The organism is Paenibacillus aceti, assembly GCF_003614185.1.
Lineage (GTDB): Bacteria > Bacillota > Bacilli > Paenibacillales > Paenibacillaceae > Fontibacillus > Fontibacillus aceti.
The window spans coordinates 4,026,847-4,050,815 of the sequence record NZ_KZ987724.1 but is presented as its reverse complement, the minus strand read 5'-3'; the positions used below and the strand labels follow the sequence as shown (position 1 = coordinate 4,050,815).

Below are 23,969 nucleotides of genomic sequence, written 5' to 3'. Positions count from 1 at the left end.
GGGATGCATTTTGAAACCTGCTGCCATAGGGCCTGACAAAAAAATAAATACTCCATCTAAACCACGGTCCTGGTTCTTGGAAATCTGGAAGCACCGGATGACCTATACGCTGCTCCTGCCCGGCTTGATCTGGTTATTTGTATTTGCTTATATGCCGATGGGCGGCTTATCGCTGGCCTTCAAGCATTACAAAGCAAACATGGGGATCTGGGGAAGCCCGTGGGTGGGATGGGAGAACTTTAAATATGTTTTTCGTGATCCTACTTTTATCGAAGCGATCTGGAGAACCTTATACGTCAACATCATCAAGTTCTTGATCTCATTTCCGTTCCCCATTCTGCTTGCTCTTCTACTGAATGAGCTGCGGATGGGTAAGATGAAGAAAGTATTCCAGACGGTATTTACTTTCCCGCAATTCTTGTCATGGATTATCGTGTCCGGGATCGTGATCAATGTTCTGTCTTATGACGGGCTGCTGAATAGTGCGCTCTCGATGCTGGGGCTGTCGACGATCAATTTCCTGGGCTCGGAGAGAATGTTCCTGCCGATGCTGATCCTTACAGATATCTGGAAGTCAACCGGATGGGGAGCGATCATCTTCCTGGCGGCGATCTCCGGGATCGATCAGGACCAATATGAATCAGCGCAGATCGACGGGGCATCACGGATGCAACAAATTTTCAAAATTACGCTTCCGAACATTCTGCCGACCGTTACGGTCATGTTCATTCTGAACGTGGGCGGTCTGATGTCAGCCGGCTTCGATCAGATTTTCAACCTGGCGAATGCAGCTACGCAGAACGTATCTCAGGTACTGGACGTGTATATTTACCGGATTACGTTCCAGTCTTCAACGGATTTCTCGTTCTCTACGGCGGTCAGCTTGTTCCGGTCACTGGTCAACATGATTCTGCTGCTGTCTGCGGACCGGATTGCAAAAATGATGGGTGGAGACGGATTATTCCGTTAGGAAAGGAGTGTAGTGATAGATGAGTACAAAAGCTGCGAAACGACATAAATTTCGGGTCGGAAAAATGACGTTTCTGGATTATTTTCTACTGGTGCTGTTGACGGTATTGTCCTTGATGATCATCATTCCTTTCTGGAACGTCATTATGATATCGTTCGCGACCCAGAAGGAATATGCGGATCATCCCCTGTTGATGTGGCCGAAGCAGCCTACGCTGGATGCTTATCGGGCGCTATTCCAGGATGGAAGACTTCTCGGGGGCTTCCTGAACACGTTCAAGATCTTGCTCGTTGGCCTGCCGCTCAGCTTGTTCCTGACGAGTACGATGGCCTACGGTCTAAGCCGGAATAAGTTTCCCGGCAAGAAGGGTATCTTCTTCATCGTCCTGTTCACGATGATATTCAACGGGGGGATCGTTCCGCTATACCTGGTGATGAAGTCGCTCCACCTGACTGGATCGCTCTGGTCCGTCATCTTGGTAGGAAGCTTCAGTGCCTTCAATATGATACTGATGATGAACTACTTCCAGGGGCTGCCGGAATCGCTGATGGAATCGGCAAGACTCGATGGGGCGGGGGAATGGAAAATACTCTTCTCCATCGTGCTGCCACTGGCCGCTCCGATTATGGCGACCATTACATTGTTCTACGGTGTATCCTTCTGGAATGGGTGGTATGATGCGATGATCTTCCTGCGTAAAGCGGAGCAGCTCCCGCTGCAGAACGTCTTGCGGACCATCATTGTAGAATCTACCACGAACGTCTCTAACGCTGCCAGTGTGGATGCCTTGGCCAAATCGGGCTTCTCCACAGGCATGAAGATGGCCTCGGTCTTTGTATCGATGCTGCCGATTATGTGCTTCTTCCCGCTGCTGCAGAAGCACTTCGCCAAAGGGGTGTTAACAGGGGCAATCAAGACCTGATAACCAATAGATTTTTAGTTCACTTTTGATAAGAAGAACCGATCGAAGACAATCCAAGGATGAGCGACCGCGATTCAGAGGTAGGTTTTCTTGCGATATAGAATTCCATCAGCTCTGCTGATAACTTATAAATTCTATATCTAACACGAAGTAGATCAGGAAGCTAATTCGGCATCGAATCTTGAATTCAGCCGGGCCCTCCGGTGCTCACGTACCAACTATGTACGCTGCGCTCCTCGAGCCCTAGCTTCATCCAACCTTCTCGGTGCTGAAAACTGAACTTCTTGAACAAGATTTTCAAAAAAATCTTATTGACACGGGGGTAAAGTATGAAAACGAACAAAAAGTTATCAGTAAAACCTCTTCTGGCCGTCGTACTTGCACTAACGATGATGCTGACGGCATGCTCCTCGAAGCAGGATAATGCGTCCAATGCTGGAGGCAATGCCAAGGATGAAAACGGTGGATACAAAGATAAGCTGAAAATTTCCACTGCACAGTTGACTGAGATCAAGGACGGCCAGATGGACAACGAGTTCCACAAGTTCTGGACGGATAAGTTCAATATCGAATGGGATTACAGCTATGTACAATGGGATTCCTGGGCTGAGAAGCTGCGCCTCTGGATCAACTCCGGCGACCTTCCTGATGTAGCAAGCTGGAACTATGTGCACGGCGATTTCATGAATTATGTAGATCAAGGACTTCTCTATAAATTCCCGGATGATTGGAAAGAGCGTTGGCCGAATGTTGCGGCTGCTTACAAGCTGACAGGACTTGGAGACAAGCTGGAAGAGCTGACGGGTGGGACTTACATTCTGCCAAAACCAATATACTTCGAGAATAAACCTGCGGACCCGCTTACGAATCAGATCGGTGTTATCGCACTGCGTAAAGATTGGGCAGAGGCTGTTGGCTTTGAACTGAAGGATGCTTATACAACTAGTGAATTGATGGAATATGCAAGATTGGTAAAAGAGAAGGATCCTGGCAAGCTGGGCTCCAAGCTCGTTCCGATCTCATACAATGCAGCTGACGCGATGACAAACATCATCATGCCAAACAGCGTGCATGCCATGACGGATTCTCCATTTTACAAAGGCGAAGACGGCCAGTACCATTGGGGCCCTGCGGACCCTGAGACGCTGACGGGGCTTAAATTGATGCAACAAGCTTACAAGGAAGGCCTCTTAAATCCAGAGTTCTACACTTGGAAGAACAATGAAGGCAACGATAACTTCAGAGTGAAGGGCGTAGGGGCTATTACAAGCCTTGGCGGCCTGGCGTCATACAGAAAAGATATGGATACGCAAATGAAGAAAAATCTCGGGGTAGACAGCGACGAGCTTGTTCAAACCGCTATCGTTCTTGGGGATGACGGTAAGTACCGCAACCTGGAAATGCCTAACTTCTGGTCATCGTTGATCTTCTCTCCGGATATTAGCAAAGAGAAATTCGAGCGCATTATGGATCTGATCGATTACTCGACAAGTAAGGAAGGCCAATTGCTATTGAATATGGGCTTTGAAGGCACAGACTGGAAATATGATGATAACAAAGAACTGGTGAGCTTGCTTCCTGAAGGAACTTCTCTGGAAGATAAATATCCAGCCCGGTTTGAAGGCTTGTACGTTCTTGGCGATGACTTCAGCGTTATCAATCCAGCAATCAAGAAGGAATACCGTGATAGAGCTGTGAAGTTTTATCAAGACAAAGCGAAGCTGGGAGTAGAGGGCGGTCAGCTGGCTACCTACGATTGGGATGTACAATTGTATGACTCCAAGGCGAAGAGCCAAGCGTCGTTCGAATATCAGAACGAATATGCTAACTTGATTTTGCAGCCGGGTGATCTGGAAGCTAACTGGAAGAAATGGGTTGAAAGCAAGCAATCCTTGGTTCAACCGGTTCTGGATGAGCTGAACAATTTGAATAAGTAGGATACCGCTTCTAACGGATTTGGACTGAGGCGTTAATCCGCAGTCCGAGTCGATGGAACCCGGCATGCAGGATAGGATGCAGCCGGGTTTCTTTTCATAAGGGATAGGAGGAATAGATAGAATATGGCAGCCACCATTACAGAATCGAAATATAGTATTCAGTCCGGTAATCTGTGCTTTACTTTTTGGGAGAGCGGAGATTTACACCAGGCTGTTAGCGGTCCAACCATGATTAATCAGCTTATGACTAGCCCTGTAGAAGGGTCCATTAACAATTTATACTTGCGTATTCATAGCGAATCAGGTATTTCCTTTTACCCGCTGCTAGGTATTCATTCGGGAAGTAAAGTAAGCGCGGGCGGGGATCGTATGGTATGGGAAGGAGCTGCCGCTGGAGTAGAATACCGGGTCATCTTCTCGTTGTCAGCTCAGGGCATCTGGTTCTGGGATGTGACAGTTCGGGGTAAGGGCATCACCATCGACGTCGTATACGGGCAGGATATCGGTAATGCCGATATTGGAGCTGTACGAAGCAATGAAGCTTATTTATCGCAATATATCGATCATTCCGTGTTTGAGGATGAGGACTATGGCTATGTTGTCTGCTCCAGACAGAATATGCCACAGAGTGGAGGATTTCCGTATTTGCAGCAGGGCTCTCTAACCCGTGCGACTGGATTTTCTACAGATGGATTTCATTTTTTTGGACTCTCCTATAAGGAGACGAATGTACCGTCCAGCTTGAGCAAGCCTAGGCTGGCTAATGAGATTTATCAATATGAATTCGCATATACAGCGCTCCAGTCGGAGTTGGTCTCGTTGGATGGCGAAGCGCGCTTTGCTTTCTATGGTCTCTTCAAGGCAGATCATGCGGCCGCTGTGACGGAGTTGGAATATAAAGAGGAGATTGCTGCGGCGTGGCAGGATTATATCTCGCAGCCAGCGTCTGCGGATCTGAAGCCGCTTCAGCCTGTGCGTTTCAGAACAGAATTTACTACCCCACTGCAGGGTCTCTCGTTGACAGAGGAAGAGGTCGAAGCTCGCTTCCCTCAACGGATCAGACATCAGGAGGAACGTAAGGACGGGAAGCTGCTCGCTTTCTTCACAGACACCTATGAGCATGTTGTGCTGAAGGAGAAGGAGCTGCTCGTAGAGCGTCCGCACGGTCATATTCTGATGAGTGGCAACAATGTGGAGCTCGGGGCCAATGTGGTTACAACCACCTCTTATATGTATGGGATATTTAACTCTCATCTGGTGGTCGGCAATACGAATTTCAATAAAATGATGAGCAATGCCCGTAACGCCCTCAATGTGCCGAAGACAGCCGGACAGCGGATCTATGTGGAATTAGCAGGCAAGTATCGGCTGCTGACGATGCCGTCATTGTTCGAGATGGGCTTCAACTATGTGCGCTGGTATTATAAGCTGGCAGACGATGTTCTGGTCATCACTAACTATACCGCAACGGCAGCTCCGGTCGTGCGCATGCATGTGAAATCCGAGAGCGGCAGGAATTATAGGTTCCTGGTGACGAATCAGATTACGATGGATGTAAATGAGTACGGAGCTCCGACCCAAATGACGTTGAACGATGGCGTGCTCACTTTCTATGGCGGCCAGGACGAGATCCGCGCCCAGGCTTATCCGAAGCTGCAATATCGGATGAGTGTTCGCGGGGCAGAGCTAGAGATCGGTGACGAGGCGATGCTGGCCGACGGGATTCCTTCCGGCGCGGCATCTCTAGTCGTCATGCAGCTTGGCTCTACGAGCGACTGGACGCTAACGGTGCAAGGACTGCTAGACGGAGAAGAGATCGCTATGGAGGCGATGACGGATGCAGAGACGGAGATCGAAGCTTACCGCGGCTTCCTGAGAGAAGTCATGAACGGATTCCGTCTGACGGATGCCGATCGCCAGGAAGGTGAGGGGCTGTTCAAGTTCAATGCCCTGTCCTGGTGGTATACGCATAATATGCTGGTGCATTATTCGGTGCCGCATGGTCTGGAGCAATACGGTGGAGCCGCTTGGGGAACCCGGGATGTATGCCAGGGCCCTACGGAATACTTCATGGCTACACAGAAGTTCGAGCAGGTGCGCGATATTCTGCTGACCGTCTACAGCCATCAATACGAGGATGACGGCAATTGGCCGCAGTGGTTCATGTTCGACCGTTATGCATCGATCCAGCAGGAGGAGAGCCACGGTGATATTATCGTCTGGCCGCTGAAGGTGCTTAGCGATTATCTGCTGGCTACGCAGGATTACAGTATTTTGGATGCATCTGTCCCTTATACGGTGAAGGGAAGCTTCCAGTTTACTGAGCAGGCCTACAGTGTGCTGGATCATGTGAACCGGGAGCTCGACTATATCCGTAGTCACTTCTTGCATGATACCTATCTATCGTCCTATGGAGACGGGGATTGGGATGATACACTGCAGCCAGCCAACGGACAGCTGAAGAAATATATGGTCAGCAGCTGGACAGTCGCCCTGACTTATCAGGCGCTGAATCAATTGGCGAAGGCGCTGATGTCGGCACAGCCGGATATGGCTGAAGAGCTTGAGGAGATGAGCGGCAGGATCAGACAGGATTACTATCGCTATATGCTCCAGACCGATGTGATTCCAGGCTTCCTCTACCTGGAGGACCCGGCCAAGGCCAAGCTGCTGCTGCATCCTTCAGATACGGAGACGGGCATCCAGTATCGCTTGCTGCCGATGACCCGGAGCATGATTGCGGAGCTCATCGATCCGCAGCGCGCGGAATCGCTCTATGATCTGATCAAGGAGAAGCTGTTCTTCCCGGATGGCGTGCGCCTGATGAATCAGCCTGCCCAATATGCTGGTGGCGTCAGCACGCATTTCAAACGTGCGGAGCAAGCGGCCAACTTCGGCCGTGAGGTAGGGCTTCAATATGTGCATGCTCATATCCGCTACGTAGAGGCGATGGCTAAGCTCGGGGCTACAGAGGATGTATGGAGCGGGCTTGAGCTCATCAATCCCGTCGGGATTCAGGATGCCGTGCCAAATGCGGAAATTCGCCAGAGCAATGCGTATTTCAGCAGCTCGGATGGGAAGTTCAATACAAGGTACGATGCTCAGAAGGATTTTGCCAAGCTGCGCCGTGGCGAGGTTCAAGTCAAGGGCGGATGGAGAATCTATTCCAGCGGCCCGGGGATCTATATGAACCAATTGATCTCCAATGCACTTGGCATCCGTCAGGATCAAGGCGACCTCGTCATTGACCCGGTATTGCCAATGGAGCTGGATGGCTTGCACTTTGACTTCCAATACGACGGCAGGAAGGTCACCTTCGTCTACCACATGACAGGTAATTCGGTGAATGCCGTTACTCTGAATGGAGAGCCTGTAGATACGGTAAGAATGGATAATCCTTATCGTCAGGGCGGGGTGCGCGTTTCCAGAGCGTCCTTTGAACAAGCGATGAAGCATGAAGGTAATACGATCGACATTTTCATGTAAGCCTGAGGCGGTCTTCACAGACCGCCATTTTCCATAATCCGTACAAATATCAGTTCAACATATAGCAAGTGAAGGAGCACAGATAAATTGACAAGTATCAAAGACATCGCCAAGAAGGCTGGCGTCTCGATCTCCACCGTCTCTTATGCTCTGAATAATAGCAGCAAGGTAACGGAGGAGACCCGAACGCGGATCATAAAGATCGCGGATGAGCTTAATTATATCCCTAATGCGGCGGCGAGGACCCTGAAGAAGAAGCAATCGAGTATCATCGGTGTATTCCTCACGGATTTCAAAGGAGATGTCTACGGCGAACTCCTCGACGGTATGAAGGAAGTGTGCAACTCACAGGGCTATGACTTGATCGTCTGCAGTGGCGAACAGTCCCATCGCATGCTGCCGGAACGGATGATCGATGGAGCGATCATTCTCGACCATACCTTCTCCAGTAAAGAGCTACTCAAATACGCGGAGCGTAATCATAAGATCGTCGTATTGGACCGGGAGCTGGCGCATGCTAATATCAATCAGGTGCTGCTCGACAATAAGGCGGGAGCAACGCTGGCTTCTGAGTATCTCGTCGAGCAAGGCCATAAGAAGATCTATGTCGTGGCTGGCCCCGAGGATTCCTTCGATTCCAATCAGCGGATGAAGGCTGTTCATCTGGTAGCTAATCGGGCCGAGGATGTGGAATGGATCGAGCTCTCCGGAAATTTCAAGAAGAGCGGCGGTGAACTGGCTGCCGAGCGGATCATTCAGGAATATACAGAGCCGGTCGCTGTCTTCTGCCTGAATGACGAGATGGCCATCGGGCTCTGCAATCGGCTGTCGGACACCGATTACAGAATTGGCGAGCATATTCATCTCATCGGCTTCGATAATATCGAGCTGGCCCGGTATATGCAGCCACGGCTGGCCACGATCGACTACTCCAAACGGAAGTGGGGAGCGCTAGCAGCGGAACAACTGATCAAGCTCATTTCCGGTGAATCAGTCGAACATGAACGAATCTATGTGACGCTGATTAGTGGAGAATCGGTCGGACGAGGCGTGAGGCAAGGCAAACCATATACGAATTAGACAATGACCCGAGGAGAAACACTCATGACAAGTGATTCGTTCGGGTCATTTCATATTCCGGGGAGCTTGAGGCGGGGAATATCCTATATAGTTAGACCAATCTCTTGCGGATCGTGCCGGAGATCAGATCGATCACCGTAATCATGACGATGATGCCGAGCAGAATGATACCTACGCGGTCCCAATTCCGGGTGCTCAGCGCGAAGATCAGTGGTGTACCGATCCCTCCGGCGCCGATGATGCCGAGGATGGTCGCGGAGCGGAGATTGATCTCGAAGCGATAGAGCATATAGGACAGGAAGCCCGGCAGAACCTGGGGAATGACGGCGAACCATAAAATTTGCAGCCGGCTTGCGCCTACGGCCATAAGCGCTTCGAGTGGGCCATTGTCGATATTCTCGATTTCATCGGCGTACAGCTTGCCGAGCATGCCGACCGAGTGCAGGCCAAGTGCTAGAACTCCGGCGAAGGAGCCAGGCCCGACCGCCTTGATGAACAGGATGGCCATGACGATCTCCGGGAAGGTACGGATCAGGCTGAGCAGCATTTTGCCAGAGCCGGAAATAAGCTTGCCGCGGCTCATATTAGCGGCTGACCAGAAGGCGAAAGGGATGCAGATGATGGTGGATATGAAGGTGCCGAGAATAGAGATGGCCAGTGTATCCAGCAGCCCCCGCAGCAAGTCCTCTCCATCCGGTAGATAGACATAGCCCCAATCCGGCGAGAATAGCCCGGCCAGAATCGAGCGGCTTACTTGTCCAGCGGTCTCCTTGATTCCCGAGTAAGGGATACCGGCAAAAGCCCATACATAGACGATGATGAGAGCGAAGTATATGAGTAGACGATAGCGGTTCTTTTTAGGCTTGGGTACCATTTCATTCCATGATTTTGTCATATCAGTTTCTCCCGCAGCTTCGAGCTAATATAATCGATGAGCAGTACGACCGCCAAAGTCACGATAATGATTATGCAGGTCTTGTCGTACTCCAGAAATCCCAGGGTGACCTCGTAATAATGACCGATTCCGCCAGCTCCGACCAGGCCGAGCACCGCTGCTGCACGGACATTGATCTCGAAGGTATAGAGCACAAACGAGATGAAATGAGGCCGGATTTGTGGAACAACACCGTAATTAATGATTTGAATCGGGTGCGCTCCGGCGGCCGTCATCGCTTCCAGCGGGCCGGGATCGATCGTCTCAAGGGCTTCATAGCTCAGTTTGGCAATCAGTCCCAATGAGAAAATAGCGAGAGCGAAGATTCCGGGTAGGGCGCCTAGTCCAAAAATAGCGACGAAGAGAGCGGCCAACAGCAAATCCGGGACGGTGCGGACCAGGTTCAGCAGGAAGCGAACCGGATAATAGATCCATTTGCGCTTGGCGATATTAGCGGCGCTCAGCAAGGCGACGGGAATGGCCAGGATCGCGCCCAATGTTGTGCCCAGGAGCGCCATGCGGATCGTCTCCAGCATCGCTGCCCAGATATTGTCGAGATAGCTCCATTTGGGCGGGAACATTTCCTTCAGCAGATCAAGCATATTCGGCAGTCCTTGGATCAGCTCCCCGAAGGTCGCTTCGGTCTGCACGGCACTGCCCCAGAGCAGGAGGAGTACGATCGCCACGGTGAAATAATGCTTGATCTTCACCGGAGCCTTGGGCCGGAGCGGCTGCTGCCTCAGTTCCGACTGCGCCTTCATACGGCCGCTTCCTCCAGCAGCTCATCCTGCTGAATCGGCCGGCCGTAAATTTCAGCGAAGCGCTCGTCGGTCGCTTCGGATACCGGGCCGTCGAAGACGACCTCGCCTGCCTGCAGGCCGATGATGCGGGTCGCATACTGGCGGGCTAGGTCGATGAAGTGCAGGTTGACGATCGTGGTGATCTCAAGCTCCGTATTGATCCGCTTCAGATCGTCCATCACCTGCTTCGTCGTCAGCGGATCGAGCGAGGCGACAGGCTCATCGGCCAGGATCACTTTGGCCTCCTGGGCCAGAACACGGGCGATGGCGACGCGCTGCTGCTGGCCGCCGGACAATTCATCAGCGCGGCTATAAGCCTTTTGCACAATATTAACCCGGTCGAGCGCTTGAAAAGCCAGTTCCATATCCTCCTTGGGGAACATACCGAGGAGGGTGCGGGGAACGGAATGGTAGCCGACCCGGCCGGCCAGCACATTGCGCAGTACGGTCGTACGCTTGACCAGATTGAAGCTCTGGAAGATCATACCGATATTGCGGCGGATCATGCGGAGCTCTTTTCCCTTAGCCTTCGTAATAGACTTCCCGTCGATAAGGATTTCTCCCTCTGTAATGTCATGCAGCCGATTAATGGAACGCAGCAGCGTAGACTTTCCGGCGCCGGACAAGCCGACGATTGCGATGAATTCCCCTTTTTCTATCGTCAGATTGATTTGGCTCAGGCCTTTGGTTCCGTTCGGGTATGTTTTGGTTACATTTCGTAATTCGATCACTTGGCGAGTCCCCTTTATAATCATGAAATAGAAGAGGCCAGCTGCAGTGCGGAAGCACTCCGGCTGGCGTAGAGGTGGATGCGTATATCTGAACACTTATTAGAGCTAGGGACCGGGAATTATTCTGTTTTTACCTTTTCCCCATAATCCCGCACGATATCGAAATGACTGTCATCGGATTTTACATAGCCTTCATGGGTGTAAATTTCAGAAATAATCTTATGTCCTTCTTCGTCCTTGCCAATTTCAATGAAGGCATTCTGCAGCTTCTCTACCCATTCCGGACTCATATCTGAGCGGACACTGATCGTGTCGTTCGGGATATTCTCCGTATAAGTGAGGACACGGGTATCTTCGAAGACGGACGGATAGTCCTTCTTCACAGTGTTGCGTGCATCCTGGAAAATAGCTGCGGCATCCACATCGCCATTCAGTACAGCAAGAACGCCTTGGTCATGCCCTTTAACGGTAATAGCCTCTACATCCTTCAGCGGATCGAGACCCGCCTCCATCAATTTGCCAGCAGGCCATACGAACCCGGCGGAGGAGGTTACATTCTGATAAGCGATCTTCTTGCCCTTCAGATCAGCGAGCGATTGAATGCTGGAATCCTTCTTGACGATAATCATCGATTTGTAGAAATCAACCAGTTCTGTAGTAGGAGCGCCAGTCTCATCCTCCACGCCGAAGCGTTGAGCCTGCAGGATCACCTCTGCTGCACCCTTCTCTTTAGCGAGAACATAAGCCGTTGGCGGAAGGAAGCCTACATCAACCTTCTTGGAGGCCATCGCTTCGATGATGGTGTTGTAATCCGTAGAGACGCTGACTTTGACGGGAACGCCGACTTTGTCAGACAGCAGCTTCTCAAGCGGCTTGGCTTTGGCTTCGAGCGTGTCTGCATTTTGGGAAGGAACGAATTGTACAGTAAGTGTAGTCGGAACATAGCCGGTATCTTTTTTAGTATTATCTGCAGATGCATCAGGTTTGTTAGTTTGACTGGAGTTTGCTGCCGCTTTGCCGTCGGTATTGTTAATGGAAGCGGAGTTCTGTCCGCAGCCTCCGAGAACGGCGATAGATAGGAATAAAGGTAGAACGAGCATAGCGAATTTTTTCAAGCGAGATGACCTCCATCAGCTTCTATTTTTTGGTGCTGGCTTAACTATAATGCTCATTTATTAACGGATCGTCAGTGGAATGATAAATGTATGTAAATTAAAGGAAGTTCGCATTGCCTATGTCCCGGACGAGCCTGCAAATAACAGAAGGTTGTTGATCCATGTGTGGCTTGAGAACGCGAAACAGAGGCGTCACCCTAATCCCTGACTGTAACGAAACTAGGTACCGCTATTTGCCTCATAAGGGGCGATTTCAGAATCTAACGAAACAGGATATCGCTATTAAGACAAATTAGGGACTAAATGGTGGATTCCCATCGAAATAGTGCTCTGGAGTTTCGTTAGATTGGAACAGGTGCTGATTTTGCGAAAATAACGATATAGAGTTTCGTTAGAGCTCGGGGAGGCTTGCCTATCCTTTTCAAAAGCCTGCATATTTGCAGTTTTCGAGCCGCTTTATACGCATTTAATATAAATCTGCATTTCGCCTGATAGAATCAATAGAAATAGCTGCAAAGGGAGTGTTCATTGAATGGAAAAGAGACATGAGCTGACATGGGAGATGCTAGTATCCAGCGATATTCACGGACATATCTATCCGACAGATTACCGCGCGCAGGACGAGTGCCAATTTGGTTTGGCCAAGCTCGCCACATTAATCCGACGGGAGCGGGAGACACATCCCGACCTGCTCCTATTGGATAATGGTGATCTGATCCAGGGAACACCGTTATCGGCTTATTTCGTCAAGAATAAGCAGGGCGTTCATCCGACGATCGAGGTGCTGAATCTGCTCGAATATGATGCGGCGGTTCCCGGCAATCATGAGTTCAATTATGGCTTGAGCACTTTATACCAGGTGATTGAAGACTCCCATTTTCCGTGGCTCTCGGCCGGAATTACCATCAAGGGGGTAGGGAAGCCGGCATTCGGTCAGCCTTATATTACGAAGCTGCTGGATAACGGGCTGAAGATCGCTGTGCTGGGCGTAACTACCCACTATATCCCGAATTGGGAGAATCCCCGACATATTACGGGGTTGGAGTTCGCTGACGCACTGGAGACGGTACGCTTCTGGGTGCCGATGATTCGCCGTGAGGAACGGCCGGATCTATTGGTGGTAGCCTATCATGGCGGGTTCGAGCGGGATCTGTGGACGGGGGAACCAGTGGAGCGTCTAACCGGGGAAAATCAAGCTTATGCGATGTGCACTGAAGTTGAGGGAATCGATATCCTGATCACGGGTCATCAGCATCGTAGCCTGGCTGGAGAAGTGAATGGAGTAACGGTCGTGCAGCCTGGCTGCCTGGGTCAGGCTCTGGGCCGAATCAGCGTCAGCTTCATCCGGGGAGAGAGCGGGGGCTGGGAGCTGACGGATAAGCGAGCCGAATTGCTCTTGCTGGATGAGTCGGTAGAGCCGGATCAGCAGGTGCTTGATTTATGCCTTGAGATTGAACAAGAGACGCAAGCCTGGCTGGATGAGCCGATCGGAATGGTACAGGGCGATATGAGAGTGCCGGGGGTGCTGGCTTGCCGCTTGGGGGATCATCCTTTCATCGAGTTCATCAATCGGGTACAGATGGAGGCCAGTGGGGCAGAGGTGTCCAATACGGCGCTGTTGAATGAGCAGTCACAGGGCTTCCAGGGGGAAATTACACGCCGCGATGTGCTTGCTAATTTCATATATCCGAATACGCTGGCTGTATTAAGACTGACAGGTCGGGACGTTCGGGCTGCGCTGGAGCAGACAGCGAATTACTGGCAGCTTGGGGCGGACGGCGAGCTACAGGTTAATCCAGCGTACCTGGAGCCTAAGCCGCAGCATTATAACTATGACATGTGGGAAGGCATTGAATATGAGTTGGATATTTCCCGTCCTGTAGGGGAGCGGGTGGTGAAGCTGAACTACAAGGGAACAGCCCTAACTGATGAGCAGGAGCTGGATGTCGTGATGAACAGCTATCGCGCTGGTGGCGGCGGGGATTATGAGATGTACCACGGCAAGCCGGTTGTCCGGGAGATCACGATCGATATGGCCGATCTGGTAACTGAATATATTACGGAGCATCGCGTCATTCAGGCCAATTGCAATAATAACTGGAGGGTACGGGTTCAGCAAGCCAGCAAAGCGTCCAATTCGTAGTCGTAAAAAACACCTCATGCCCATCAGCTTACCTAGATGTTGCCCGATCAGAGCAAGTGTATTATAGAATAGAGTTAACAAATCTATGGTACGGGAGAGCCCTGATATGACAACGATACTGGTAGTTGAGGATGATAGAAGTCTGAACAAAGGGATCGCATTAACGCTGGCCAATGAAGGAGTGACCCTTCTTCAGGCCTATGATGTGGCTGAGGCTGGGCGGCTGTTAGCGGCGGAGAAGCTGGACCTCGTCTTGCTGGACATTAACCTTCCCGATGGTAGCGGGCTGGATCTGTGCGAGCGGATACGCCGGGAATCGCGGGTGCCTATTATTTTTCTGACTGCTAATGATCTGGAGATCGATATTGTCACCGGACTGGAGCTGGGCGGGGATGATTATATTACGAAGCCCTTCAGTCTGATGGTTCTGCGCGCCCGGGTCATGGCTGTATTAAGAAGGCTGGAGCCGTTGGAGCCGGAAAGACGGGTCTATGGGGACATCGAGCTTGCTTTCGACAGACTGGAATTCCGCAAGCGCGGTCAGGCTCTTGCCCTGAGCAGGACGGAGTGCAAGCTGCTGCGGACGCTGGTGAATCATCCCGGCCAAATCTTGACCCGTGAGCAGCTGATGGATCAGGTATGGTCAGGCGAGGCCGACTTCGTGGACGAGAACGCTCTTACCGTGACGATTAAGCGGCTTCGCGCCAAGCTTGAGGATAAGCCCTCCGCTCCGGAATATATTAAGACGGTCTACGGACTCGGGTATGTATGGGCCGCGGAAAGCGGGGGTGTGAGATGAGGAGTGCAGATGCGGGACATTTTAACAGGAGCTATATTATTTTCGCAGTGACGGCTTTATCGCTTGTATTGGGTTATACGGGTTGGATGATGTCTATTACAGGCCAGGCGGAGAGGTACTTGTGGCCCTCCGTCCTGTTCGTGTTCCTGTTCGCGCTCATATGCGTCTTGTGGCTTGGAGTGATGCGCAGGCGAATGGCGAACATCGTTGATACGCTGGATCAGATCGTCGAGGGGGCGATTCGCGGGCAGGCGAGAGTAACGGGCTATAGCGAGACCAACCTGTCTTCCCTGGAAAATAAACTGATCCGCTACATCGATCTCTCCTTCCACCATGAACGGAAAATCGAAGCGGAGAAGAATAAGATCAAGGAGCTGATCTCCGATATCTCCCATCAGACGAAGACCCCGTTGTCCAACATCGTGCTCTATAGCCAATTGCTGGCGGAGCAATCGGGATTAGAGGGGGACACACAGCAGTGGGTGAAACAGATTCGTACGCAGGCCGACAAATTGGACTGGCTGATCCAATCCTTGATCAAGATGTCCCGCTTGGAGACAGGGATTATCGCCATGCATCCGGACAGCACATCTGTGATCGATACAATCACGAGGGGGATATCGCAAATCTACAGGCAGGCGGAGCAGAAGGGAATCTCGATTACGATAGACTGTGATACAGCGATTCATGCGCATCATGATCCGAAGTGGACGAGTGAGGTCTTATTCAATCTTCTCGATAATGCGGTAAAATACAGCGAACCCGGCGGCAGGATTCACATCTCGGTGGCTGCCTATGAATTATTCGTGCGGATTGATATTGCCGATACGGGAATAGGGATTGAAGAGGATGAGCTTCATAGTGTTTTCAAGCGCTTCTATCGCTGCAAGCGTACCGCGTCTTTTGAAGGCGTAGGCATCGGGCTGTATCTGGCCCGGGAGATCCTTAGCGCGCAGGGAGGATATATCAAGGCGGCCTCCAAGCCGGGGCAAGGAACCACCTTCTCTGTATTCTTACTTGCGGACGGCCAAGCCAAGGTATAGACGATTCTGTCAATTCCGTTATATTTGCGTCACGGGCCTGACAGATTCGTTTGCTATATTTAGTTTGTACGACGGGGTACAGACTTTATATATTGGGGATGATGAGATGCCGATCTTGCAAATAGACCATCTGAAGAAATACTACGGAAAAGGAAATATGACCGTAAAAGCGCTGGACGATGTATCCCTCACCGTGGAGCAGGGAGAGTTCGTGGCGATTGTCGGAACGAGCGGCAGCGGCAAGAGTACGCTCCTGCATATGCTTGGCGGGCTTGACCGGGCGACGGAAGGCAAGGTGATCGTGGATGGCAATGATATATTCGCCATGAATGACGAGAATCTGACGATCTTCCGGCGCAGGTCGGTCGGATTCGTGTTCCAGAGCTATAATCTGATCCCGATCCTGAATGTATATGAGAATATGGTGCTGCCGATTGAGTTGGATGGAGCAACAGCGGATCAGGAGTATTTAGAACTGCTCATCAGCACATTAGGGTTGAAGGAGAAGGTACATAATCTCCCATCCAATCTATCTGGCGGTCAGCAGCAGAGAGTCGCCATCGCCCGGGCGCTGGCAACCAAGCCCTCGATCGTGCTCGCGGATGAACCGACCGGGAATCTGGATAGCAAGACAAGCCAGGAAGTGCTGATCCTACTAAAACAATTAAGCGAGAAATTCAATCAGACGATTGTGATGATCACCCATAATGAAGAGATTGCCCAGACGGCAGATCGGATCATTCGGATTGAGGACGGACGGATTGTGAATGAGTCGGAGGCAGCGGGTGTTAGAGGCTCCGGGGTGAGATCATGATCAGAACGAATAATCGGCGTGCGGTATTCGGGCTGGCCAAGAAGAGCCTGCGCGCCAGTCCGGTGCGGAACTGGATGATTATCGGAGCGGTCGTATTGACTGCCTTGATGATTACCTCTATTTTCACAGTCACCGTGAGTCTGAATCAATCGATGGAACAGACGCAGATGAGGACGGCCGGAGGGGACTATCACGGGACTTTCAAGTATTTGACCCGGGGAGAGTCCGATACGCTTAAGCAGCACCCATCCATTAAAGAATATGGAATGTCTCTCGTCGTGGGCTGGGTTACGAATGAAGAATTCAAAACCTCTTCGATCGAAGTTAATTCGATTGATGACAATACAGCCAAGCACAGCTTCGTTGAGTTCATCGAGGGCGGGTTGCCTGTAGATGAGGATGGGATTGTCATGAACACCTGGGCGCTCGAGAAGCTCGGGGTTCCGCTTGAACTCGGTGCGACGGTTCCCCTGGAAATCGATATTAATGGGCAGAAGATCAGTAAGGACTTTAAATTGTCAGGCTACTACAAGGCGGATCAATATCTTACAATGGCTGGACTAGCCTTCGTATCACCGAGTTTTGTCGATAAATATGTCGCGCAAATTGATCCCGAGCAGACCCGGCTTAGCGGGACCTATGTGAATACGATCAGCTTGAATGTCATGTTCAATAACTCCTGGAATATTCGCGAAAAGCTCGATAAGGTGCTGGCCGACACCGGACTGGACACACCTACCGGAGTGAATTGGGCTTACTCCAGTGTCTCCCTGTTCGATGATGCGGTGAACTTGTTGCCGTATGTGGCCTTGATTCTGGTCATTATGCTGAGCGGATATTTGCTCATTTATAATATTTTCTATATTTCCGTGGTGAGGGATATTAAGTTCTATGGGCTGCTCAAGACCATTGGAACGACGCCGCGGCAGCTCAAGCGAATTATCGTCATTCAGGCCAATCTGTTATTCATCATCGGGCTGCCGATCGGTCTGGGGCTTGGATATGGACTCGGCTGTCTCTTGATTCCGATGCTGACCTCATTCTCGGATCTGACGATGGATATTTCGTATTCGGTAAGCCCGTGGATCTTCATCGGCGCAGCGATATTCTCTTATATCACGGTGCGGATCTCGGCCAGTAAGCCGGGCAGGATAGCGGCGCGGATCTCGCCAGTTGAAGCCGTGAAATACGCCGGTGTAAGCAAGACAGGCAGACGGGGTCTCAAGCGTACCCTCCATGGCTCCAAAATATACAAAATGGCGCTCGGCAACCTGTTGCGCAATAAGAAGAAAGTCATTCTGATGCTGGCCTCCTTATCCTTGGGGCTCATCCTGTTCAGTATGATTTATACGCTGATCTCTTCCATGAATGTGAATAAGTATTTGAATTCTTTTATTGCCGGGGATTATGTGGTGAAGGACGAGATTATGGAAGTAAAAACAGGGGTCAGTGAGAATGGTACCTATGCTTTAACGGAGGAAGTCGTCCAGGGGCTAAGCCAGATTGCCGGGGTAGATCGGGTAGACAAGGTGTATTTCAAGACGGATACTCTGCCGATGAGCGCTGAAGTTAGAGCTTTACTGGAGCCTCTGGCTAAGGAGGAGAATCCCGATATGCCGATGTATTCACCGCTATTGGAGACAGGACAGCTGAGCATACAGGTCTATGAGTTGGATGAGGGCTGGTATGATGTGCTGAATCAGAGCGATATTGCAGCGGGCGAGTTCGATCGGGAGAAGTTCAAGACGGGCAAGTATGTGCTGGTCTCAGAAGCGATCCTGGATGAAAGCGAGCAGAGCTTCTATCGCCCTGGGGACAAGATCGAATGGGGTCAGAGCGGTAAGAGCTATGAAGTGATGGCTGTGGTAAAATTGGACGCACTATATGCAGCTGGGGTCAAGTTTTATGACATCGCCGGGGTTAGAGCATTTCTTCCGCTCCAGGAGTCCAAGTCTTCGCAGCCAGATAGTATCATTCTAAATGCTACGCTTCACGTCGACCCGAATCAAGCAGATCTAGCTGATACGGTTATCCGCGCAAACACAGACTCGGTTCCTGGACTGATCTTGAAATCGCGGGATGATTATAAGGCGGAAATGCAGGGCTTTATTACGATTTTCCAAACCGTTGGGTATGGTCTTAGCTTCATTATAGGGTTGATCGGGCTGATGAATTTCATGAATACGATGATTACCGGGATCATCGCCCGGCGGCATGAATTTGCGATTCTGGAGAGCATCGGAATGACGAAGAAGCAGCTAAGGAAGATGCTGATCTATGAAGGGCTGTATGTCGTAGTGTTCACGGCGGTGATTCTGGGTACTTTCGGCATGCTGTTAACGTATGGATTAATCAAATCGATCGCTGAGAATATCGCTTTTACGGTTTTCCATATGGATGTGCTGCCGATCGCAGCTTCGATTCCGCTCTTGGCTATCATCTCCATTGTGGTTACAGTGCTGGCCTATAGGATGCTTGCGAAGGATACTGTGGTGGCTAGGTTGAGAGAAGTAGAATAGAAGAAGAGAAGGGGGAACTCTGTGATGAACCACAGGGCTCCCCTATTTTGCGTTAGACATTTAGATGTGTTTGGTAAAATAATCAGATGATGCGGTATTATGCGGTTCCGCTCTGCCTACGTTCCAACATATAACTGACCGATCCGAGTATCAGAGCCGAAGCGGCGAGCAGTGCGCCTACCCACGGCAGTGAAGGGAGCCCCAAATGGGTGATTACAAGCCCCCCGATAAAAGCGCCACAGGCATTGCCCAAGTTGCCAGCGGAATGGCTTGAAGTGGAGGCCAATGCTGGCGCAGCCTCTGCCAGGCTCATAATCTTGATCTGCAGCCCCGGCATAATGCTGAAGGAAGCAGCGCCCCACAGGAAGATCGTGATGACGGCCAGTATCGGTTGTTGGATGGTAAAAGTGAAGATGGTAAGTAGAACGCAAATAACCAGATAGGTGCCGAGAATGGAAGGCATCAGCTTCCAGTCGGCCAGCCTGCCGCCGATGATATTTCCGATGGTGACCCCGCAGCCGAATAGCACAAGAATCCAGGTTACACTATGCTCAGCGAAGCCGGTGATCTGCTGCAGCATCGGTGCGATATAAGTGAATACCGTGAATAAGCTGGAGTTGCCGAGTGCACAGATCAGCAGGAAGAACAGTAATTTAGGCTGTACCAAGGCTTTCAATTGCGCGCCCATGTTGCTGGCTTGTTCTGACTTCCGTTTCGGAATGAATAATATGATTCCTGATAAAGCGATCACTCCGGCAATGGCGATTGCGCCGAAGGAAGCTCGCCAGCCCATATGCTGGCCGACGAAGGTGCCGAACGGTACGCCGATGATGTTGGCGATGGTCAGTCCAGCCATCATAATCGATACGGCGCCGGCCTTCCTGTCCGGTCGGACAAGCCCGGCGGCGATCACCGCCCCGACACCGAAGAAGGTGCCATGCGTCAATGCCGTTATGATGCGTGCGGCCATCAGGAAGCCATAATTAGGGGCGAAGGCGGAGATGCCGTTGCCTAGAATAAACAGGATCATGAGCAAGCAGAGCAGCAGCTTCTGCGGAAGTCTATGGGTCAGCATCGTCAGGATCGGAGCCCCGATGGCTACGCCCATCGCATAAGCGGTAATCAGCTGTCCGGCCGATGAGATCGTGACGTTCAGATCCTCCGCAACATTCGGCAGCAGCCCCATTATTACAAATTCGGTCATGCCGATTGCGAAGGCGCCCACCGTTAAGGAGATCAGCGCGATGGGAAATCGCTCCTTAGCAGCCGTCCTCTCCGCGGCAATGACTTGTGGTGAGTTCATAGTAAGCTTTCAACCTTTCTATTTCATATATATTAGAATACGGATAGGAACAGTTATATATTATACGCGAAAAAAGGGCCGTGGGAAGTGCCCTGCCGCTTCATATCGTCGATAGTTGCAAAAGTACACTTATCCCAGGGGATTCAGCCTCGGAATCAGAAAATAGCTGTACCCATGCAACTATTTCCCTACTTTATCTTTAATAATGGGAGAATTCATCCAAATAATTGCACTTCAGCAGCTATTTCTACTATATAGAGCATGATGGAGCAATATAGTTGTAAATAAGCACTTATGAGCGCGCGCGTGAGCACGTTGCACCCATTGGCGAGTACCACTACCACCAACATTCCAACACCCACGCAACGGGGCCCGAGCTCTAACGAAACTACAGAACGCTATTTACTCAAAAACAACGATAAAATAATTTTAACGGTACACTATATCGTTATTAGGAGGGCATCCCGGCTTTTAACCCCTAATTTGCTCCAATAGCGATACCACGTTTCGTTAGAATTCGAGAAATCTCTTTTTGGCACCAATAGCTATCCACAGTTTCGTTACGTAAGAACATTCGCCCAACTACTACCGATGATCCATCAGACCACACGTACTGATCCGTCACCAACAGGTGGCATATAAGCATCTCAAAAAACTTTAACCGAAGGTGTTGACAGATGAAAACATTTGTATTACCTTTATATCAAGATACTTTATGTCGAGGTTAATGGAAAGGAGGAAGCTCATATGAACAAGAAAGATGTTGCCTTGAATTTGTTCATTGCTCTATCCCGGGCGAGCCAGTGGGTAAATGCGATCAGTGACCGTAACATTCGCGAGCATGGCTTAACCCGTACCGAATTCGGCGTACTTGAGTTATTGTATCACAAGGGAGCGCAGCCTATTCAACGGATTGGCGATAAGGTGCTGATGAGCAGTGGCAATATAACTTATGTTGTAGATAAGCTTGTTCAGAAAGGGTTTGTGCGTCGCAATGCTTCTACGGAGGATCGCCGATGTATTTATGCTGAAATAACAGATGAGGGCGCTAAGTTCATTGAAGAAGTATTCCCCCATCATGTGGATACCATCGAGCAATCGGTAGCTGGATTGACTTTGGAGGAGCAGCAGCAGGCAGCATCTTTGTTGAAGAAGTTGGGTAAGTATGCTCAAGAGGGATATAAATAGCTCATTAAAAAAATGAAGGGAGTATCCCTTTTTTCACGCCATATATCTTAATACAAAGATTCTTAAACTAAATAAATTAACATGAAAAGGAGTTTTTAAGGTGAGTATAGCATTAGGTTTATTAATAATCCGATTAGTGGTAGGGGTATCCTTCATCGCGCATGGTGCGCAGAAATTATTCGGTTGGTTCGGCGGTTACGGCTTGAAAGGTACAGGGGGCTGGATGGATTCACTTGGCTTGAAGCCGGGCGTTCTAATGGCTCTGATGGCTGGACTAGGTGAGTTTGTCGGCGGTCTGCTATTTGCAGCAGGGCTGTTCACCCCAATCGCTGGAGGATTGATTGCAATCACGATGCTGTTCGCGATTATTTCCGTACATGGTAAGAATGGATACTGGAACACATCGAATGGTTACGAGATGAACTTGCTGATTATTGCCGTCGTCATCGGTGTCAGCATGATCGGTGCAGGAGCATATTCACTGGATGCCATTTTATAAGTTGAATAAGCGATCGGAACAACATTTCGCCCGGCTGTCTGCATCCAGGCAGTCATGAGTTTAATTTAAATAGCTCAGACTAATAAAAATAGGAATAAGGAGTGGATTCACATGGTGAAAGCAACAGCAGGTATTCATCATATTACAGCGTTTGTAAGAAGCGCACAGGATACGACAGATTTCTATTCTGGCATACTCGGACTTCGATTGGTTAAGAAAACAGTGAATTTCGACGCTCCAGAGGTGTATCATCTCTACTTCGGTGATGAAGTGGGTCATCCGGGAACAGTAATTACCTTCTTCCCATGGCCGGAATCCCGCCGCGGTATTGTCGGCAACGGTCAAGTTGGTATTACGACCTATGCCATTCCGGAAGGATCGTTGGATTTCTGGACCGAGCGGTTGAAGAAATTCAACGTATCGTTCACGGAAAGAAACAGATTCTCCGAGAAATCCTTGCATTTCACAGATAAGGATGGCTTGCAAATTGAGTTGGTTGAACGCAAGGGACCTAAGAGCACATGGAGCTTCGGCGGGGTACCGGCTGACAAAGCGATTATGGGATTTGGCGGCGCGGTGTTGTACAGCACCATGCCAGAACAAACGGCAATCGTACTGGAAAGTGTACTCGGTCTGGAAAAAGTCGGTGTAGAAGGCGCCTATGCCCGTTACAAAGGCTTTGGCGAAATCGGCAATATCATCGACCTGAACATGGGTACTGTACCTGCAGGAAAAGCCGGAGCAGGCACAGTTCACCATATCGCATGGCGGGCTAAGGATGATGCAGAGCATGCTGAGTGGCGCACCAAGGTATCGGCGAGCGGACTTCACCCTACTCCAGTTGTCGATCGTCAATACTTCAATGCCCTCTACTTCCGGGAGCCAGGCGGCATATTGTTCGAGATCGCTACAGATCCTCCAGGCTTTACTCGTGATGAAGAGAAGGAGCGATTGGGCGAGAAGCTGATGCTGCCAGCTTGGTACGAAGAGCATCGCGAATTGATCGAACAGCATCTGGAAAACTTCGAAGTTCGGGTGCTGAAGGAGGACCAATAATGAAGCATATCTTCCAGAAAGGCTCCGATTCCAACGCTCCGGTACTGCTGCTCTTGCACGGTACCGGAGGGAATGAACGCGATCTGTTGCCTCTGGCTCAGATGATCAATCCCGGTTCCTCAGTGCTCAGTGTAAGAGGAAATGTGCTTGAGAATGGCATGCCGCGCTTCTTCCGCCGCTTGGCAGAGGGCGTGTTCGATGAGGAGGATCTGGTCTTCCGCACGAAGGAACTCCATGATTTCCTCGATCAGGCGGCTGCCGAGTACCAATTTGACCGCAGCAATATTGTGGCCATTGGTTATTCAAATGGCGCGAATATCGCAGGATCGCTGCTATTCCATTATAAAGATACCTTGCGTGGCGCGATATTGCATCATCCTATGGTTTCACGCCGAGGTATCGAGCTTCCAGAGCTGGCCGGCGTCCCGATCTTCATGGGGGCTGGAACGAATGATCCGATTTCTCCGGCGAAGGAGACGGAGGAATTGAAGCAATTGTTCACAGAGGCTGGCGCACAAGTAGAAGTGCATTGGGAGCATTTCGGCCATCAGCTGTCTCCTACAGAAGTAGATGCTGCAGCTAACTGGTACCGTCGGAATTTTGCATAAATTAAACTCAGCATAAACTAAG

19 protein-coding genes are annotated in these 23,969 nt (G+C 50.5%); 14 read left to right on the top strand and 5 right to left on the bottom strand.

The features are described from left to right. Positions 1-10 precede the first annotated feature (10 nt). The 5 genes from BFJ94_RS18165 to BFJ94_RS18145 all read left to right on the top strand — a co-directional run bounded on the left by BFJ94_RS18165 (position 11) and on the right by BFJ94_RS18145 (position 8,395). Positions 11-970, top strand: a complete 960-nt coding sequence (locus tag BFJ94_RS18165) for an ABC transporter permease (protein ID WP_120463928.1) — start codon at positions 11-13, stop codon at positions 968-970. 19 nt (positions 971-989) lie between these two features. Then, a complete protein-coding gene (locus tag BFJ94_RS18160) occupies positions 990-1,892 on the top strand; it encodes a carbohydrate ABC transporter permease (RefSeq protein WP_120463927.1) in 903 nt (300 codons plus the stop codon). Positions 1,893-2,221: 329 nt separating this feature from the next. Beyond that, the gene (locus BFJ94_RS18155) at positions 2,222-3,829 is read left to right on the top strand and encodes a type 2 periplasmic-binding domain-containing protein (protein WP_120463926.1); all 1,608 of its coding nucleotides are present in this window, start codon (positions 2,222-2,224) and stop codon (positions 3,827-3,829) included. Between the two features lie 123 nt (positions 3,830-3,952). After that, positions 3,953-7,315 carry a GH36-type glycosyl hydrolase domain-containing protein gene (locus BFJ94_RS18150; protein WP_120463925.1) on the top strand — a complete coding sequence of 1,121 codons (3,363 nt, stop codon included), beginning with the start codon at positions 3,953-3,955 and terminating at the stop codon, positions 7,313-7,315. 87 nt (positions 7,316-7,402) lie between these two features. Continuing rightward, a complete protein-coding gene (locus BFJ94_RS18145; protein WP_120463924.1) occupies positions 7,403-8,395 on the top strand; it encodes a LacI family DNA-binding transcriptional regulator in 993 nt (330 codons plus the stop codon). A gap of 91 nt (positions 8,396-8,486) precedes the next feature. On the opposite strand, the gene phnE (BFJ94_RS18140) is transcribed toward BFJ94_RS18145, so the two are convergent. The 4 genes from phnE (BFJ94_RS18140) to BFJ94_RS18125 form a co-directional block, all read right to left on the bottom strand. After that, a complete protein-coding gene (gene phnE / locus BFJ94_RS18140) occupies positions 8,487-9,290 on the bottom strand; it encodes a phosphonate ABC transporter, permease protein PhnE (RefSeq protein WP_120463923.1) in 804 nt (267 codons plus the stop codon). Beyond that, complete coding sequence (phnE, locus tag BFJ94_RS18135; RefSeq protein WP_120463922.1) at positions 9,287-10,090, bottom strand: phosphonate ABC transporter, permease protein PhnE; 804 nt, start codon at positions 10,088-10,090, stop codon at positions 9,287-9,289. The genes phnE (BFJ94_RS18140) and phnE (BFJ94_RS18135) overlap by 4 nt, the downstream gene beginning before the upstream one ends. Continuing rightward, positions 10,087-10,860 carry a phosphonate ABC transporter ATP-binding protein gene (gene phnC / locus BFJ94_RS18130; protein ID WP_120463921.1) on the bottom strand — a complete coding sequence of 258 codons (774 nt, stop codon included), beginning with the start codon at positions 10,858-10,860 and terminating at the stop codon, positions 10,087-10,089. The genes phnE (BFJ94_RS18135) and phnC overlap by 4 nt, the downstream gene beginning before the upstream one ends. Before the next feature lie 119 nt (positions 10,861-10,979). Continuing rightward, positions 10,980-11,960 carry a phosphate/phosphite/phosphonate ABC transporter substrate-binding protein gene (locus BFJ94_RS18125; RefSeq protein ID WP_188831433.1) on the bottom strand — a complete coding sequence of 327 codons (981 nt, stop codon included), beginning with the start codon at positions 11,958-11,960 and terminating at the stop codon, positions 10,980-10,982. Positions 11,961-12,507: 547 nt separating this feature from the next. Here BFJ94_RS18125 and BFJ94_RS18120 point away from each other — a divergent pair. The 5 genes from BFJ94_RS18120 to BFJ94_RS18100 all read left to right on the top strand — a co-directional run bounded on the left by BFJ94_RS18120 (position 12,508) and on the right by BFJ94_RS18100 (position 19,293). After that, positions 12,508-14,118 carry a bifunctional metallophosphatase/5'-nucleotidase gene (locus tag BFJ94_RS18120; protein WP_120463919.1) on the top strand — a complete coding sequence of 537 codons (1,611 nt, stop codon included), beginning with the start codon at positions 12,508-12,510 and terminating at the stop codon, positions 14,116-14,118. 106 nt (positions 14,119-14,224) lie between these two features. Further along, on the top strand, positions 14,225-14,917 hold the full coding sequence (locus tag BFJ94_RS18115; protein ID WP_120463918.1) for a response regulator transcription factor: 693 nt from the start codon (positions 14,225-14,227) through the stop codon (positions 14,915-14,917). Beyond that, positions 14,914-15,960 (top strand): sensor histidine kinase, encoded by a 1,047-nt coding sequence (locus BFJ94_RS18110; RefSeq protein ID WP_120463917.1) that lies wholly within the window; start codon positions 14,914-14,916, stop codon positions 15,958-15,960. The genes BFJ94_RS18115 and BFJ94_RS18110 overlap by 4 nt, the downstream gene beginning before the upstream one ends. Positions 15,961-16,066: 106 nt before the next feature. After that, complete coding sequence (locus BFJ94_RS18105) at positions 16,067-16,774, top strand: ABC transporter ATP-binding protein (protein ID WP_120463916.1); 708 nt, start codon at positions 16,067-16,069, stop codon at positions 16,772-16,774. Then, positions 16,771-19,293, top strand: a complete 2,523-nt coding sequence (locus tag BFJ94_RS18100) for an ABC transporter permease (RefSeq protein WP_120463915.1) — start codon at positions 16,771-16,773, stop codon at positions 19,291-19,293. Before BFJ94_RS18105 ends, BFJ94_RS18100 begins: the two co-directional genes overlap by 4 nt. Before the next feature lie 97 nt (positions 19,294-19,390). On the opposite strand, the gene BFJ94_RS18095 is transcribed toward BFJ94_RS18100, so the two are convergent. Further along, a complete protein-coding gene (locus BFJ94_RS18095) occupies positions 19,391-20,596 on the bottom strand; it encodes an MFS transporter (protein ID WP_120463914.1) in 1,206 nt (401 codons plus the stop codon). A 747-nt stretch (positions 20,597-21,343) separates the two neighbouring features. Between BFJ94_RS18095 and BFJ94_RS18090 the strand changes: the two genes are divergently transcribed. The 4 genes from BFJ94_RS18090 to BFJ94_RS18075 all read left to right on the top strand — a co-directional run bounded on the left by BFJ94_RS18090 (position 21,344) and on the right by BFJ94_RS18075 (position 23,947). Then, positions 21,344-21,784, top strand: a complete 441-nt coding sequence (locus BFJ94_RS18090) for a MarR family winged helix-turn-helix transcriptional regulator (RefSeq protein WP_120463913.1) — start codon at positions 21,344-21,346, stop codon at positions 21,782-21,784. A gap of 100 nt (positions 21,785-21,884) precedes the next feature. Beyond that, positions 21,885-22,283 carry a DoxX family protein gene (locus BFJ94_RS18085; protein WP_120463912.1) on the top strand — a complete coding sequence of 133 codons (399 nt, stop codon included), beginning with the start codon at positions 21,885-21,887 and terminating at the stop codon, positions 22,281-22,283. Between the two features lie 111 nt (positions 22,284-22,394). Next, on the top strand, positions 22,395-23,339 hold the full coding sequence (locus BFJ94_RS18080) for a ring-cleaving dioxygenase (RefSeq protein ID WP_120463911.1): 945 nt from the start codon (positions 22,395-22,397) through the stop codon (positions 23,337-23,339). Then, a complete protein-coding gene (locus BFJ94_RS18075) occupies positions 23,339-23,947 on the top strand; it encodes an alpha/beta hydrolase (protein ID WP_120463910.1) in 609 nt (202 codons plus the stop codon). The genes BFJ94_RS18080 and BFJ94_RS18075 overlap by 1 nt, the downstream gene beginning before the upstream one ends. Positions 23,948-23,969 lie beyond the last annotated feature (22 nt).